Consider the following 14,123-nt stretch of genomic DNA (forward strand, 5'->3'; position numbering starts at 1 on the left):
CCCGGGGAGCGGGGCCACCGGCAATGAATCTTGCGCACGCCGGGGTGATCTGGGTCACGGTGTAGGGGTGGGAGTGTCCTGCGAGGTGAGCAGAGCGGCGAACTCGCGGTCGTGGGCGGCGCGGTCGCGGGCCTGCGCGGCGGCGGTGTGGTGGGTGTCGGCGGTGTCGGGTTCGAGGCGGGCGAGTTCGGCGTGGCGTTCGGCGGTTTCCTCGCGCAGCGCGGCGAGGTGGTGCAGGGCTGCGGCGCGGTCGGCGGGTGCGGCGCCGGTGCGGGCCAGGCGGTGCAGTTCGTCCTGGTGGCGGCCGTCGGTGTCGGCGAGGACGGCGAGGCGGGCGCGGACGGTGACGGCGCGTTCGCGGCGGGCCCGCTCGGCGGCCTCGGCGCCGGGGAAGCGCACCGCGTCCAGGGCGCGGCTGAAGACGTGCTGCTGGTCGTCGTCGTCGGCGGCGCGGGCGTGCGCGGCGTCCAGGCCGGCGGCGGCGCCCAGGGCGGTCAGCCCGTGGTGGTCGCGCAGTGCGCGGCGGCCGGTCGCGGCCCAGGCGGTGACGTGAGGGGACCACCGTCCCTGGGCGGACTGGCGGGTGATCCCGGCGGCCGTGCCGATCTCGCTCCAGGTGGCGCCGTCCTCCTTGTCGGCGACCCCGGCCTGGGCGATCAGGGCGTCCAGGCGCTCGCGCAGGGCGAGGGCGCGGCGCACCCGGTCGCCGGGCGGGGCGTCGGGGTCGTGGGCGAGCAGGCCGTAGGCGAGGTCGCCGAGGGCGCGGGCGCGCAGCCCGTACGCAACGTGCGCCTCGTCCCGGGGGGAGAGCGGCTCGGACGGGGCGGCGGCAGTGTCACTCATGCCCGTCAGGCTACAACTGACGCCCCCGCGCCCGTCAGGCCGGACCCGCCCGGCCGCACCGTCCCGTACATCCTGACGTCGGCACTCCGTCAGGCAGGGCACGCGCATGCGATGCGTCCCGTACTCCCTGACGCCCTTCATGCGTCAGGGTTTCCCATATCTCGCGCGATGGGACGATCGTGCCTGACGGTGCTGTTCGCACGGCCGGTCCTGACGGCTGTTTCACGTCAGGAAACATCTACTGTGAGCCCGCGTCAGTCTATTCCTGACGGATTCGGCGAAGTGCCGGGCCGGGGCGTCTCGGCTCGGAGAATGTGCCATATCCGAGGCGACAAACCGGGCGGACGATACGTGTCAAGGAACCTTGACAGGAGCGTGTGCCTGGTGGGAGGGTCGGGGCTTGTCAAGGATCCTTGACGAAAACCTGCGAGAAGGGGAGTCACTCATGGGCTGGGTCACCGACGACGGACTGCACGAGGGTCACCTCGTCGCGGTGCTCGCCGACGGCCGCGACGCCACCGCCGCCGACAATCCCCACGGCGACAACACCGCGTGGTGGTGCTTCGACGGCACCGACGGCCGCCCGCGCGCCACCGGCGTGCGGGCCGGATGCGACTGCTACGCCGAGAGCGTCGACGAGGTGGTGCGGACCTGGCGCGGCAGCACGGTGCACCCGGTCTACTTCGGCGACGACGACCGGACCGACGGCACCGACGGCGAGGAGATGAGCGGTCCGTACGCGGAGTGGTGGACCGTCCACGTCGCCCCGGCCACGTCGACCGCGGTGCCCGGCGAGATCGCGGATCTGCTCGACACCGTCCGAGTCCGGCTCGCCGGACTCGGCGAACAGCGGCCGCTGGCCGCGCTCACCGCGGTCGCCCGGCTGGAGGGCATCGCCGCGGCGGCGGCCGTCCGGGCGGCCGGTGCCGTCCAGCATGGCGGCGGCTCGTGGGCCGACATCGGCGGTGCGCTCGGCGTGAGCAGGCAGGCCGCGCACCAGCGCCTGGCCCGCCGCGTCGCGGCCCTGGACGAGCAGGTCCCCGGCACCCGGACCGGTACCACGGTCGCCGACCCGGGCGAGGCCACGTTCGGCGCCGGCGAGACGGCCGTGGACACCTACCGGCTCACCCGCCGGGGGGAAGACCGGTGAAGCACTTCGCCGTGGCACGGGCCGGACAGCCGACGGCCGCCGCATCCGATGTGAGGATGCGGCGGCGCGACGGACGGACGGCGGGGACCGGCGGGGTGCGGGGCTCAGATCAGCCCGAGGTCCCGGAACACCCCGAAGAGGCCGAAGAAGGTTACCGCGGCGCCGCCCGCGCCGAGGAACAGCGCCGGGTAGAAGCCGAGACCGAGACCGACCGGCGCGGGCCTCTGGGAGCCGTAGAAGGCGACCGCACCGACCAGCAGGGACGCCAGGACGTCGGTCACGAGCCACGCGACACTGGCCGAGGCGGTGGAGGTGGGTGGCGCCGGGGCGGCGAAGAACAGGAGCGTGAACACGTGAACCCCCGAGGGTCATACAGAGCCGCGAACGACTTTTCCAGTAGCCTGGACAATATCGCAGACAATGCGAGACAACGAGTTTCGCAGCTAGAGAGGGGTGTGTGATGGCCGGACGCCCCATGAAACCCATCCCCGAGGACGCCGATCCGGTGCTCCGCGCCTTCGTCACCGACCTGCGCGCGTTCGTCGACACCGCCGTCGCGCCGGGCGAGGCCGTGTCCAGCCTGTCGAGCGTCTCTCCCCCCAGGATCGGGCGGTCCACGCTGATGCACGCGCTCGGCGGCCAGCGGCTGCCCACCATGCAGACCGTGCAGGCCATCGTCGACATCGTCGTCAGGGTCCGCCAACTGTCGCATGAGGAGCGGCGCGAGCTGTCCGGGAAATGGACGCTCAAGTGGAAGCGCGCCATGACGCTGCTCGGCCCGGCCGGTTCCGGCGAGTCCGTGGAGAAGCCCCCGTTCGACTCCGGCACCTCCGCCACCGTTGCACGGTCCGCAATGGGCGTCGACCCGGTCTATTACGAGCGGACCCACGAGCCCAGGACCGAGAACGACCCGGTTGCCGACGCCGTCGCGTCCCTGGACCAGGCTCTGCTCAACCTGAAGCAGGCCACCCGCGACGTCACACGCGCACGGGCCGTACTGGCGAGGGCGACCGCGGTCGCGCGCTCCACGACAAAGACACCGCAGGACTCCGCAGCACAGTACGACGACGTCCTAGCCGAGCTGCTGCAGGAGGGCGGGGATCTGGAGGGTGCCGAAGCCCCCGGCCAGCAGGGGGCCGTCCACGACGCCGCTCGGGCTCTCCCGATCTTGCTGCGGAAGGACGTTGGAGACCCCGAAGCTCTCGCCCAGCAGCTCGCGTTGTTGCCCGTGGCACAACAAGAGGAAGTGCTGGCATACCTGGTGCTGGAACACGCCGCCGCAGCCCTGGATCGCACCAGCATCCAAGGTCTGCGGGAGTCGGGCACGTTCGAGGACGCCGGTTTCGATTCGCTGACCGCGATTGACCTGCGGAACAGGCTCAACCACGACTTCGGCCTCGAACTGCCCGCGACGCTGATTTTTGATCATCCGACCCCGTCCGCGGTTGCCGCATACGTGCGCGAGCTGCTCGCGGTACGGGCGGCTCATTGACACACGACACATCGACTTCGGCCACCTCACGCGCACGGTTTCCGACCCGAGAGGATCTCTCCCCCATGCCGTTGTCCGTACCGCTGCTCCTCGTACCGGGAGAGCCGGACCGCCACTACACCGTCCACGTCCACCGCCTCCGCTGGGATGCCGACACCGGACCCATGGCGCTGCTCACCGACGACCACCTTGCGCCGCTGAAGGCCAACGCCCGTGAGGGCCTGCGGATGGTCTCCGAGTGCATCGCCGCCGAACTGGCCGACGCCGACGTCGCCACCTTCCAGTACCCCGACGGATCAGCCGAGGCCGTGGCCCGGATGCTGTGCACCGAGGACGTATGCGCCGCCGTCGACGAGCGCTACCGCCGTGACGCCGAGGAGGACGTCGAGGCGGAGGCCGCCCGTGGCGTGGGCCGCCTCCCAGCTCCAGGACCAGTCTGTGGAACTCCTCAAGCTCCGCAGCGAGTTGGAGAAGACCACTCCGGGCAAGTCGGCCGCGGACATGCTCGCCGCCGTACTGGCCGTCCAGCAGGAGCGCACCGGCGGCCAGGCCGACCGTGTCGTGCTGCGGCTCGACGAGGCCGCCGACCTGTTCCGGGAGTCCGGGCTGTTCCCCGGCCGGACCCCGGAGGGCGTGCGGACGGAGATCGAACGCCTGATCCGTACCGGCCGCAAGCCGTACCCGACCGAGACCGCCGGCGAGGCCTTCGCGGGCGAGACGAGCCGGGGCACCGTCCGGCTCCAGGCCCACCGCCTCTCGGACCTGGACGGTGCCGACAACCTCCCGACGTGGATGGGCCCGGCGCGCGGGTCCGTGCCGATGGTCACGACCGACGAGGCGCTGGAGTACCTGCAGCGGGAGAACGCCACCGAGCTGACGCCCGAGCATTTGGTGCGCCAGACGCTGGAGCTGGCCCGCACCGTCGCCGTGGGCGACGCTCCGAAGGCGGACGTGATGCAGCTCGCAGAGCTGGTCCGCGAGGTGGCACGCCGCTGCAACGCGGAACGAGCCCGCCGTGCCCCGCCGACTGCGAGCAGGACGAGGACCCCGGGCTCGCCCTGCTGCACCGCATCGGCTACCGGCCCCTTGCCGTACGTGTCGGCGAGGTCCGCGCCGCACGGGCGGGTGCCCGACGGGACTGGTCGTGGCGCACGCTGCCCGACATCCTGCCGGACGACGAGGACGACACCGTGGTCCTGGTCTACCGCGAGCCCACCCCGGGCCTCGCGCTGCTGGAGCACATCCGCACCGGCGAGGAGAAGGCCGTGCAGAGCGACACCACCCTCTTGCTGCGCTGGCTCACCGCGGACGGGAAGTGACGGACGATGAGTAGGTCCGACGCCACCGCCCGGGGCGGCAAGCTCGCCGACGAGGTGGAGGCCGCCAAGTGACGACCGCCCAGGAGTGCGGAAGCGAGCTGGAGCCGGTGGAGGTGGTCGACGCCGAGCTGGTCGAGGACGATCACGTCCCCGGCGTCGGCGAGGTGGCCGTGCACGACCCGGTGGACGCCGTCCTCAAGGCCCTGGACGCGGACGCCGAGGAGCACCTGAACGACATCCGGCCGAAGAAGACGAAGGACGGCTACGCGCGGGACTGGCAGATCTGGGGGGAGTTCCACGACTGGCTCGCCGCGCGGACCGGCGCCCTGCTGCCGCTCAGCAAGGTCACCGTGGGCACCTTCGTGTCGTTCGTGACGTACCTGGACCAGGTAATCCAGGCGCCACCGAACACGATCGAGCGCCGGATCACCGGCGTCACCTCGGAGGCCCGCAGACGCGGTCACACCGTGCCCAAGGAGGCCACCGAGGCGGCCCGGCGCGCGTTGAAGCCGCTGCGCCTGGACAAGCGGCGCCAGCAGCGAGGCCGCGGCAAAGCGTCCGCCATCACCCCGGCCGACCTGCGCAAGATGGCCAACGCGCCGCGCGAGCGCGGCCCGCGGCCGGACGCCCGGCGGCAGCACACCATCGTGGTCCCGGAGCTGACCCGGCTGCGGGACAAGGCGCTCCACTCCCTCAAGTTCGCGGTCGCGGGCCGCAACGAGGAGATGTCCGTGCTGGACGACCCGGACATCGAGGCCGTGGACGAGGGCCTGATGGTGCACGTGCCCTCGGTGAAAGGACGCCCGCCCCGCCCCGTGCCCGTCACCTACGGCGAGGACATCGACACCTGCCCGGTGCGCTGCTGGCGTGCGTACCTGCAAGCCAAGCTCACGGCCGGCGCCACACCGGGCGGCCCGGCGTTCCTGCCCGTCGACCAGTGGGGCAACCAAGGCACCGTGCGCCTGTCGCCGGACGCGGTCGGCCGCGCGCTCGCCCGCTGCGCGCAGTACGCGGGCCTGACCGGACGCCGAATCACCGGCCACTCCGCACGGCGCGGCCTGGTCACCACCGGCCGCAAGAAGGGCAAGCGCGTCGAGAAGCTGCGCCATCAGGGCGGCTGGTCGGCCAACTCGCCCGTGTTCTGGGAGTACGTGGACGAAGGCGAGGCGTTCGAGGACGCCGCGACCGAGGGGATCGGCCTGTGAAGAGGGAACTGGGCGGCACGCTGTACGAGGGGACGCCACCGGTGAAAGCCGTGCCTACCGGCCTGCCTGGAACGTCCCGGAGGCCTACGCCGTGGGTACGCACGTCAGGGGGTGTCGTCCGCCGCGCGATCCATCCGCTTCAGGAACTACCTCTGCTCGTAGGAAGCAAGGAACCCGGCCGCGGTATTTGCCGCCTCCTCCGCCCTGACGGCCTGGGCGAACCTGATCTCCTCGATCGCCCGCCGGGCAGACGGGGATGATCCTGAGTCCGTCTTCCATTCGCCGGAGGGCAGGCGCGTCCGACTTCTCCAGCTCGCGGACCTTGGCCCGGAGCACCCGGCGGGCGCGGGCGGCGACCGTCTTGGCGAGCAGCAGGCCGTGCTCGACCCGGCTGGTGACGACGACGCCGGACAGGCGGCGTACCGGCGGCTGCTCGATGCCTCCACCCGCGTGTTCAACTACGCGTTCCAGTTCTCCCACCTGCAACGTGAGGCGGGCCGGGCGGCGAACAAGCTGCTGCTGGGCCAGATCCCGCAGGCCTGGGAGGTCAGTGACGAACTCATCGGTGCGCTGCACGGCGTGCGGCTGTGCGGCACGGTGCCGGTCATCGCCGCGGCGGAGAACCTGGTCACCGCGGTCAGCGACCTGGAGCTGGTCGAGAAGGACAGTGCCCGCTTCCAGCAACGGGCTGACGCGGTGGTCGCAGCGCAGGCGGTGTTCCTCGACGCCTGCCGGGAGGACTTGTCGTATGCCACGAAGCGGTGGCAGCTGGTGCGCCGGTACAAGGAGCGGCACTTTCTGCGTGAGCAGGCCAGCCGCTGACGGTGCCCGGCGGCGGCAGCATCGGGCCGGACGCGGGCACACCGCTGGGCGTTCCAGTGTCTCGCCGGTCCGCGGACCGGCGTCCGCCGACGGTTGAATTCCTCACGGGCGGGTGATCTTTGCGGCGGGGCCGATACCCGGCCTGCGGCTGTCAGTTGGCCGGAGCATGAAGCGACTGATCACGACGACGGCTCTCGACCTGTCCCTCGTAGGCTCCACGCTCGTGGCGGCCTCGCCGGCCGCCCCGGTGTCTGCAAAGCCGTGCTCGACCTGGTGGAAGGTGACGGGCAGGAAGGTGGCAGTCCGGCGCCCCGCCCCGACCGAGGGGCCGGTGGCGACGATGCACACCCGGGTCGACCACTATCTCCACCGGGGCGACCGCGTGCGGTCCTGCGTGGTGGCCATCGGGCGGACTGCGTCCGGCCCGGCCTACCGGGCATGCGGCAGGGATGGGCACGTGTGGCGGGTCGTCCGCGGCGGGCAGGTCCCGCAGACCTGTCTCAAACGAGCTTAATTGCACCAGATGGGGTGGTACCGCTGCCGTAGGGCGTGCGCCTTGGCTGGCCGCTCAACGTGCCAGAGGTACCAATCGATCCCGCATCTGGGCCCCATAGTCGGACGGCCACCAGGTCCGCTCTGACCAGAGAACCTAAATAAGATCCACCCAGGACAGGCGGGCCTCCGTGAGATCCGTCCCCACCAGGGCGACCTCTGTGAGATCCGCCTCGACCAGGTTGGCCCCCGCGAGATCCGCCCTGGACAAGTCGGCCCCCGCGAGTTCCGGCTCAGGGCCTGCGTCTGGGCGGGCTCCAAGCCCGTCTGGTACTGGCCGATCAAACAGCGGAGTTGTTCGCGTTCGTCGAGCCGTTGCCCCAAGGTCGCGGGCGCAAGTCCCATGCGGTCTGTGAGCACCTTGAGGAACTCGGAGACGTCGAATGACTCGTCGACAGGGATCACCGTGCCGCGCTTCTCCCTCATGCTCAGTACGACGAGGCAGGGGAAGTGTGCGCCCTGGAGTCCGAAGAACGCCGCTGCGGCAGTGACGGTCCGGGTCCAGCCGCTCGAGTGCACCTCGGCGGGAGCCGGCCGCTCCGGCATCACGAACGCGTCGGGCCCGAGTCGGTAGGGGAGACCGTTCCAGAACTTCTCTTCGAACAAATGCTGTGCGGAGGGAACGTCGAGCGCCATCCCCTCCGCCACCACACCCCGGCCGGCGTCCTTGGGGTTGCGCACGCCTCGGGGCAGCGCGTCGGTCGGCACTGGGCAGAGGAGTGCCAGCGCTGGGCCGGTGATGTCGTGCAGGCTTGTCCAGTCGTCGGTCAACTTACGGTGCTGTGACTCAGCTTCGGACGCGCGTGCGAGCAGTGCTACGGCACCGAGAAATCCGCAGCTTTCGGACGCCGAGAGCAGGGACCTGAGGAACCTGTCGATCGGTGGGGGGTGTACCAGCACAGGTTCTCCTGTCGTCGTCCGAAGCCGAGCGGGGGTTGCCCCTCAACAGGCAGTGTGCAACCGGCGCGCAGCGGGGACAGTTGTATCGCCGGTTCCGCATGTGAAACCCCGCAGAACTGGGAACTGTGATTCTTCGGCTGCCACCGCGCGCGCCATCTAATGTCGCTTCCTTTCATGCCAGGCGGCGCATGGCCGGCGTCCGCCGAGCCGCCAGGACGCTTCAACAAGATCGTGCTGCGAGCTCGTATGTGCCAAGCGCCGCCGAGATCGCAGTCGGGGCTGTTGATCGACGTATACCTATCGCTATCGGAAACACAGCAACTACGGAGACTCTCCTTCCAGTGCACCGGTCCTCGCCGCAACCGAGCGCAATCGACTAGCACAGACGCCACCCACGATGATGTCCGAAGTGAGCCGTTTCTCGGTTTCCGGGTTCGATCACGGGGCGGTTCCCGGGCGGCCTTCTCATCGGTTCCGCCAACACCTGCGGATGGATTGCGAGCCGCAGGAGGTCTGTGGTGAAGGCGGGGCAGCTGAAACGCTACGGTCCGGGTTGGCGACGTGCATAAAGACGGCTTGCTTTATGCGCTGTTCAGGTCTGCTTAATGCCAGGTGGTGATGCGACAATCGGCTGTATTGCAGATTGGGGGACGTATGGCGACGCCGAGCAGCGGAAGCCCCGCGATACAGCGGCTGCGGCTTCGCACGTGGTTGCGGAAACTGCGAATTGCTGCAAATCTGACGCAACGTCAGGTTGCGGAGCGCATGGAGTGGTCCCCGAGCAAGCTGCTGCGCATAGAAGCCGGCGAGGTCGGAATCTCCGTCAATGACCTGCGACCTCTGCTGGCTCTCTTCGGGGTGAGAGATGATGACACCGTGGAGGAGCTGCTGAACCTGGCTCGGGGGAGCCGGAAGATGCCCTTCACCGAGTATCGGGACATCTACGACAAGGACTTCCTCGGCTTTCTCGCGATGGAGTCCTCTGCTTTCGTGACCCGCAGCTTCCAGCCCCTGGTCATGCCCGGGCTCCTCCAGACGGAGGAGTACGCGATGGCCATCATCCGCGCCTACACCCCGACGCGCTTCTCCGAACCACAGCGGCAGCGCATGCTCGAGGCGCGGATGCTGCGCCAGGAAGCGCTCGAACGGGACGAGGCGGAGGCGTATTTCATTCTGGACGAGTCGGTGATCCGCCGGCAGGTCGGCGGTCCGGGGACCATGAAGGGGCAGCTGCGCAGACTTGCCGAGCTGGCTGCCCATCCTCGCCGCAAAATCATGATCTTTCCGTTCAGCAGTGGCGCGCATGCTGCATCGCAGGGCCCCTTCACCCTCTTCGAGTTCGAGGAAGAGGAGATGCCGCCGTTCGTGTATCTCGAGAATCTTCGAGGCACGGCCACCGTGAGCACGGAGACGGAGAGCTTCGTCGGCTACCTGGAGCTCTTCTGGGGCCTGGAGGAGAGAGCGATCAAGGGCGAGCAGATCCCCCGGATGCTGCTGCAGATAGCTGAACACCTTGAGACGCAACCTCACGACTTCCGCATCGATCCGCCCTCCGAGGACTGAGCTGTGGCGCTGCCTCTTCACACAGCGCGGTCGGCCCGCCCGGCTTCTGCTGCGCATGGCAGGAAAGGGCTGAGCACCGTCCCTCGTGGCTGACTGCCAGCGGGGGCGCACAGAAGCACGGTGGGGCGCACGGAGTCACATTGCCGCAAACATGACTGTGGCTCCGCACAGGCGAAGCCACAGCGGGGCGAGCCCGCTGCAACGGGATGCGCCCCATGCTGATCGCCCGGGCCACCGGACACCAGCGTATGGAGAACGGTTGCGCATCCAAGCCGAGTTCGCAATCGTCGCTGGTGAAGCGATGCAGAACTGCCCGGATTCAATCGCTCTTACCCAGGGTGTGCTCACCAGGGCGTCCGGATAAACCATCAATCTGCTAGCTAGCGTCTGGCCGGATCGCAAACTGTGTGATGTCGATCCGATGCATTGGAGATCTCAACGACTGCACAGAGCATGGACTTTGAAGGTCAGGGGCCAATGAGTGATCACGCGGAGCCGCGGGAATCGCCATCTCGGAAGGGCCGTTCGTCTGCAAGCGAACCGCGCCAAGCACGTTTCAAGCCCCGGGCCATCTGGAGTACACCATGCCAAAGGACGTCAAACGCGCTGCGGCGGAAGAACCGAAGCGAAGCATTCCCGTTCTGCCACGCGCTAATGCTGTGGTCGCCGTGATCGTGGCGGTCGCGTCACTGGCTGCAGCCATCTTCATACTGATTCTGGTCCCTGACGACGCCGGCAAGGCGGCGGCCGGAGCCATCGCCACAGCAGGGCTGGCTCTCGCCGGTCGACTGGGGACACCCGGTCACTGAACACAATGCGCCGCGCCCTCACCTGTTGGTCAAAAAGGTGAGGGCGCGGCGCATTGCACAAGCGTTTCAGGCGGAGGTCATCCGCTCGTGGGCGTGTTGTCCGAGACGTCGGCCAAGGCAGTGAAGTGGCTCCACGCGGCGGCACCGAAGGCAAGTCGACCCGCGGCGATGTCTTTGGAGTCACGTACCATGACGCCGAGTGAAGTGCGAGCGACCTCCACGCATTGGTTGCCTGAGGCGTCGCTGAACGACGACCTCTGCCACGACCACGAGCCGTTCATTACGCGCCCATCCCTAGAACCCGCACGAGGCGGGCATACACCTATGTCCACAAGAAGAGCAATGTCCCCTTTGGGGGGAAGTTTACATGTTCGCCGGGCTGCAATGACACACGACCACAGCAGGCGAAGCGTGTGTAGCTCCGGTGCCTGGAACACTTCGCGCAGGCGCGCCACTTTAGTGGGAGGCACAGGGTCCTGACGGGGTCCTTGACAAAAAAGGTCGCCGATTGGCGGTGCAGCCTCGGCTGTGACGGCCCAGCGTTCGTGATCCCGCCACTCGCCCGGTAGACACTGATCCGCTGCTGGTACGTGCACCGCATCCGGCTGGACAGCGTTCGGTGACCCTGGTCGGCTACCACCGATCGAAGAACCAGTCGGGATGACACTTGTGCAGGAGAGGACGGTGCGTGTCCCAGTCGCCGGGTGCCAATGCGCGCACGGCCCGTGGGGTGATCCGGCCGGTGTCGTCGATGTCGAAGCCCCAGGAGAAGCCGGTCAACGGCACGACATGCCGTTCGGTCTCCTCAAATGGAGTCCGGGCCAGGAAGCTGTGGGCGAGCCACGCCAGCGGCTTACGCTCAACCCGTGATGGTGCGTCGAACAGCATGGGCTTGACGCCGAAGAAGGCATAAGGGGAAGACGTGTCCTCGAACAGGAAGAACGGGTCCATCTCGAAGGACCTCCCGTTCGAGGGGCTGTCTGTTGACCGGACCAGCTGGACCCAGCCGAACATTGCACGGTAACCCTGGACCGGATGCTCGACACTGGCGCTGCAGCAGGGGAACCCACGCGTCCCCGGCAGCTTGCCAACCATTTTTGGATCATCAACGAGGTCAACGGCCACCGTTACGGCTCCCGCCGCACCATCATGGGCAAAGGGAATGATCACACCCCCACACTCCCGGTGATCCGCAGCAGCGGCAAGAGGCGAATCCAGGCACCGTGCGAGAGGCGCTTCGCGCCGAGACCTTCCCGTCGGCGAAGTCGTCGTCGTACCACAGCCCGTCCAACCGGTTACGCACCCATATCGCTGTCCCGCCACCCGGTTCTCGCCCGTGCGATCTGCGCAGTCAGAGACGGGACTTGCTCACCGGAATGGGGACGGTCGGACGACGTGCATCTCGTCGGCTGGATCGGCCTGCAGCACCGCCTATCGTCGCGACCAGTCGCACCGCAGGAAGGGTGCATTTCAAGGCCGCGCTGTCAGCGCCACCCGAGTTCGGGAGCGACATGGGTCAGAATGCTTTCGATGACATGTGCGTTGTACTCGACGCCCAGCTGGTTGGGCACGGTGAGCAGCAGAGTGTCGGCGGCGGCGACGGCCTCGTCCTCGACGAGTTGTTTGACGAGGACATCGGGTTCGGCGGCGTAGGAACGGCCGAAGATGCTGCGTGTCTGGGCGTCGATGTAGCCGATCTGGTCCTTGGAATTGCCCTCCCGGCCGAAGTAGGCGCGGTCCCGGTCGTCGGTGAGCGCAAAGATGCTGCGACTGACCGAGACCCTCGGCTCACGGGTGTGGCCCGCGGCCCGCCACGCCTCGCGGTATGCCTCGATCTGCTTGCGCTGCTGGACGTGAAGGGGCTCGCCGCTCTCGTCGTCCTTGAGGGTGGAGCTCTGCAGGTTCATCCCGAGTCCGGCTGCCCAGACTGCGGTGGCGTTCGAGCCGGATCCCCACCAGATACGCTCCCGCAGTCCTTCGGAGTGCGGCTCGATGCGCAGCAGTCCCGGCGGGTTGGCGAACATCGGTCTGGGGTTGGGCTGTGCGAAGCCCTCGCCGGTGAGGACCTCGAGCAGCCGCTCGGTGTGCTCGCGTGCCATGTCGGCGTCGGTCCCGTCCTGAGGGGGCGTGTGGCCGAAGTGCCGCCAGCCGTCGATGACCTGCTCCGGGGATCCCCGGCTGAGGCCGAGCTGGAGTCGGCCGCCGGAGATGAGGTCGGCCGCGCCTGCGTCCTCGGCCATGTAGAGCGGGTTCTCGTAGCGCATGTCGATCACACCGGTGCCGATCTCGATCCGGCTGGTGCGCGCTCCGATGGCCGCGAGCAGTGGGAACGGTGAGGCGTGCTGCCGGGCGAAGTGGTGCACCCGGAAGTAGGCGCCGTCGGCGCCCAGTTCCTCCGCGGCGACGGCGAGGTCGATCGCTTGGAGCAGGGAGTCCGCCGCTGAGCGCGTCTGAGAGTGCGGCGATGGCGTCCAGTGTCCGAAGGAAAGGAACCCGATCTTTTTCATGCCACATTCAACAATCGGCGATCGGTTTCATTCCTCAGAACCCAGTTGGAGGCGCCTGCACGTAAGGGCGTGGCCACGGGTTGCTGTCGATCTAGCTGGGGGCGGATCCCAGGGTCGTGAGGCCGGATTTTCGCTGACGCCGGCGAAAGGTACCGGTTGACGCTCAGGCGGGCGGTCTCAGGGAGCGCAGCCGGTCGGCGATGTCGTACACGGTCAGGCGCAGTGCGCGGATGTCGGCGATCAGGTCGCGCCAGGGCTCGTAGGCGGCCGTGTCCACCGTTTCCCCGGATGCTTTGAGATAGGCGACGGCCACGCCGTAGGCGAAGAACTCGTTGCGGGCCGGCAGGGGGCGCAGCAGCACGAGCTGTTCCATGAGTGCGGCTGCCCGCCAGTACGCGTCCGGGGAACCTTCCGTCAGTTGGGGGGTGTTGACCCGGTGTCGGGCCACAGCGGCCACGAGCGCGGAGTAGTCCAGGACGGCGAGCTCCTTGCCGAGCAGTTCTTCCTGTCGGTCCAGGAGCCAGCGGATGTCGATGTACAGGTCCACGGGTCAGGCCGCCCGGTGCGTGGTACGCGAGGCCTGCGGCAGACCGCCGAAGTCACGGTCGAACGCCTCGGCCAGGCCCGGCTGGGAGATGGCTTCACGGAACGCGTCCGTCGCGACCCCCAGCTTGAGCTGGTTCTCCTGTTCAACGGCCAGATCCGCGAGCAGGGCGCGCACACTCGTCTTGCGGGCGGCGGCGATCGCGGCGAACCGGTCCCGGGTCTCTGTGTCGATCTTCACGGTGGTATCAGCCATGCTGCAAGTATACGCATGTGACTACCTTTACGAATACCTGTGGGGATGGCCATGACCAGCGGCGTTCTGGCACCGGCACCATGCGTCCCTTGACGCCTGACGGTCGAACTCCCTCAGCCAGCCCCCGGCGTCCTCTCTCGCCTGCCGGAGGTCGCTGAGCTT

General features: G+C 68.5%; 17 protein-coding genes. 8 read left to right on the forward strand and 9 right to left on the reverse strand.

Annotated features, from left to right (window positions below):
* Positions 1-54: 54 nt before the first annotated feature.
* A complete protein-coding gene (locus tag K3769_RS03215) occupies positions 55-843 on the reverse strand; it encodes a hypothetical protein (protein ID WP_267024916.1) in 789 nt (262 codons plus the stop codon).
* 445 nt (positions 844-1,288) lie between these two features.
* On the opposite strand from K3769_RS03215, the gene K3769_RS03220 reads away from it, so the two are divergent.
* Entirely contained in the window at positions 1,289-1,993 is a 705-nt protein-coding gene (locus K3769_RS03220) for a hypothetical protein (protein WP_267024917.1), read from the forward strand.
* A gap of 104 nt (positions 1,994-2,097) precedes the next feature.
* Here the strand turns inward: K3769_RS03220 and K3769_RS03225 are convergent, their stop codons facing one another.
* Positions 2,098-2,346 carry a hypothetical protein gene (locus K3769_RS03225; RefSeq protein WP_267024918.1) on the reverse strand — a complete coding sequence of 83 codons (249 nt, stop codon included), beginning with the start codon at positions 2,344-2,346 and terminating at the stop codon, positions 2,098-2,100.
* Between the two features lie 107 nt (positions 2,347-2,453).
* Here K3769_RS03225 and K3769_RS03230 point away from each other — a divergent pair, with 107 nt between their 5' ends.
* Positions 2,454-3,485: an acyl carrier protein gene (locus K3769_RS03230; RefSeq protein ID WP_267024919.1), complete on the forward strand. Its 1,032-nt coding sequence runs from the start codon at positions 2,454-2,456 to the stop codon at positions 3,483-3,485.
* Between the two features lie 296 nt (positions 3,486-3,781).
* Here the strand turns inward: K3769_RS03230 and K3769_RS03235 are convergent, their stop codons facing one another.
* Positions 3,782-3,937, reverse strand: coding sequence for a hypothetical protein (locus tag K3769_RS03235; RefSeq protein ID WP_267024920.1), 156 nt, complete (start codon positions 3,935-3,937; stop codon positions 3,782-3,784).
* Between K3769_RS03235 and K3769_RS03240 the strand changes: the two genes are divergently transcribed.
* The 4 genes from K3769_RS03240 (at position 3,924) to K3769_RS03255 (ending at position 7,345) form a co-directional block, all read left to right on the forward strand.
* Positions 3,924-4,814: a hypothetical protein gene (locus tag K3769_RS03240; protein WP_267024921.1), complete on the forward strand. Its 891-nt coding sequence runs from the start codon at positions 3,924-3,926 to the stop codon at positions 4,812-4,814. The genes K3769_RS03235 and K3769_RS03240 overlap by 14 nt on opposite strands.
* 58 nt (positions 4,815-4,872) lie before the next feature.
* Positions 4,873-6,009, forward strand: coding sequence for a site-specific integrase (locus tag K3769_RS03245; protein WP_267024922.1), 1,137 nt, complete (start codon positions 4,873-4,875; stop codon positions 6,007-6,009).
* A 378-nt stretch (positions 6,010-6,387) separates the two neighbouring features.
* Positions 6,388-6,831: a hypothetical protein gene (locus K3769_RS03250; RefSeq protein WP_267024923.1), complete on the forward strand. Its 444-nt coding sequence runs from the start codon at positions 6,388-6,390 to the stop codon at positions 6,829-6,831.
* A 166-nt stretch (positions 6,832-6,997) separates the two neighbouring features.
* Positions 6,998-7,345 (forward strand): hypothetical protein, encoded by a 348-nt coding sequence (locus K3769_RS03255; RefSeq protein ID WP_267024924.1) that lies wholly within the window; start codon positions 6,998-7,000, stop codon positions 7,343-7,345.
* 135 nt (positions 7,346-7,480) lie between these two features.
* On the opposite strand, the gene K3769_RS40855 is transcribed toward K3769_RS03255, so the two are convergent.
* A complete protein-coding gene (locus K3769_RS40855) occupies positions 7,481-8,143 on the reverse strand; it encodes a pentapeptide repeat-containing protein (protein WP_308216463.1) in 663 nt (220 codons plus the stop codon).
* Between the two features lie 794 nt (positions 8,144-8,937).
* On the opposite strand from K3769_RS40855, the gene K3769_RS03265 reads away from it, so the two are divergent.
* Positions 8,938-9,846 carry a helix-turn-helix domain-containing protein gene (locus tag K3769_RS03265; protein ID WP_267024925.1) on the forward strand — a complete coding sequence of 303 codons (909 nt, stop codon included), beginning with the start codon at positions 8,938-8,940 and terminating at the stop codon, positions 9,844-9,846.
* A 584-nt stretch (positions 9,847-10,430) separates the two neighbouring features.
* Positions 10,431-10,655 carry a hypothetical protein gene (locus tag K3769_RS03270; RefSeq protein WP_267024926.1) on the forward strand — a complete coding sequence of 75 codons (225 nt, stop codon included), beginning with the start codon at positions 10,431-10,433 and terminating at the stop codon, positions 10,653-10,655.
* Positions 10,656-10,732: 77 nt separating this feature from the next.
* On the opposite strand, the gene K3769_RS03275 is transcribed toward K3769_RS03270, so the two are convergent.
* The 5 genes from K3769_RS03275 to K3769_RS03295 form a co-directional block, all read right to left on the reverse strand.
* Positions 10,733-10,936 carry a DUF397 domain-containing protein gene (locus K3769_RS03275; RefSeq protein ID WP_267024927.1) on the reverse strand — a complete coding sequence of 68 codons (204 nt, stop codon included), beginning with the start codon at positions 10,934-10,936 and terminating at the stop codon, positions 10,733-10,735.
* 352 nt (positions 10,937-11,288) lie between these two features.
* Positions 11,289-11,825, reverse strand: coding sequence for a hypothetical protein (locus tag K3769_RS03280; protein WP_267024928.1), 537 nt, complete (start codon positions 11,823-11,825; stop codon positions 11,289-11,291).
* A gap of 314 nt (positions 11,826-12,139) precedes the next feature.
* Positions 12,140-13,162 (reverse strand): LLM class flavin-dependent oxidoreductase, encoded by a 1,023-nt coding sequence (locus K3769_RS03285; protein ID WP_267024929.1) that lies wholly within the window; start codon positions 13,160-13,162, stop codon positions 12,140-12,142.
* A gap of 163 nt (positions 13,163-13,325) precedes the next feature.
* Positions 13,326-13,709: a toxin Doc gene (locus K3769_RS03290; RefSeq protein WP_267024930.1), complete on the reverse strand. Its 384-nt coding sequence runs from the start codon at positions 13,707-13,709 to the stop codon at positions 13,326-13,328.
* 3 nt (positions 13,710-13,712) lie between these two features.
* The gene (locus K3769_RS03295; protein ID WP_267024931.1) at positions 13,713-13,961 is read right to left on the reverse strand and encodes an antitoxin MazE7; all 249 of its coding nucleotides are present in this window, start codon (positions 13,959-13,961) and stop codon (positions 13,713-13,715) included.
* Positions 13,962-14,123: the final 162 nt, after the last annotated feature.

The organism is Streptomyces ortus, from assembly GCF_026341275.1.
Classification (GTDB): domain Bacteria; phylum Actinomycetota; class Actinomycetes; order Streptomycetales; family Streptomycetaceae; genus Streptomyces; species Streptomyces ortus.

What these genes read in the sequence shown, in the direction of transcription:
- K3769_RS03285 (WP_267024929.1), bottom strand. Translation starts at nt 13,162, where the DNA reads ATGAAAAAGATCGGGTTCCTTTCCTTCGGACACTGGACGCCATCGCCG.
- K3769_RS03270 (WP_267024926.1), top strand. Translation starts at nt 10,431, where the DNA reads ATGCCAAAGGACGTCAAACGCGCTGCGGCGGAAGAACCGAAGCGAAGC.
- K3769_RS03220 (WP_267024917.1), top strand. Translation starts at nt 1,289, where the DNA reads ATGGGCTGGGTCACCGACGACGGACTGCACGAGGGTCACCTCGTCGCG.
- K3769_RS03295 (WP_267024931.1), bottom strand. Translation starts at nt 13,961, where the DNA reads ATGGCTGATACCACCGTGAAGATCGACACAGAGACCCGGGACCGGTTC.
- K3769_RS03230 (WP_267024919.1), top strand. Translation starts at nt 2,454, where the DNA reads ATGGCCGGACGCCCCATGAAACCCATCCCCGAGGACGCCGATCCGGTG.
- K3769_RS03275 (WP_267024927.1), bottom strand. Translation starts at nt 10,936, where the DNA reads ATGAACGGCTCGTGGTCGTGGCAGAGGTCGTCGTTCAGCGACGCCTCA.
- K3769_RS03215 (WP_267024916.1), bottom strand. Translation starts at nt 843, where the DNA reads ATGAGTGACACTGCCGCCGCCCCGTCCGAGCCGCTCTCCCCCCGGGAC.
- K3769_RS03255 (WP_267024924.1), top strand. Translation starts at nt 6,998, where the DNA reads ATGAAGCGACTGATCACGACGACGGCTCTCGACCTGTCCCTCGTAGGC.
- K3769_RS03265 (WP_267024925.1), top strand. Translation starts at nt 8,938, where the DNA reads ATGGCGACGCCGAGCAGCGGAAGCCCCGCGATACAGCGGCTGCGGCTT.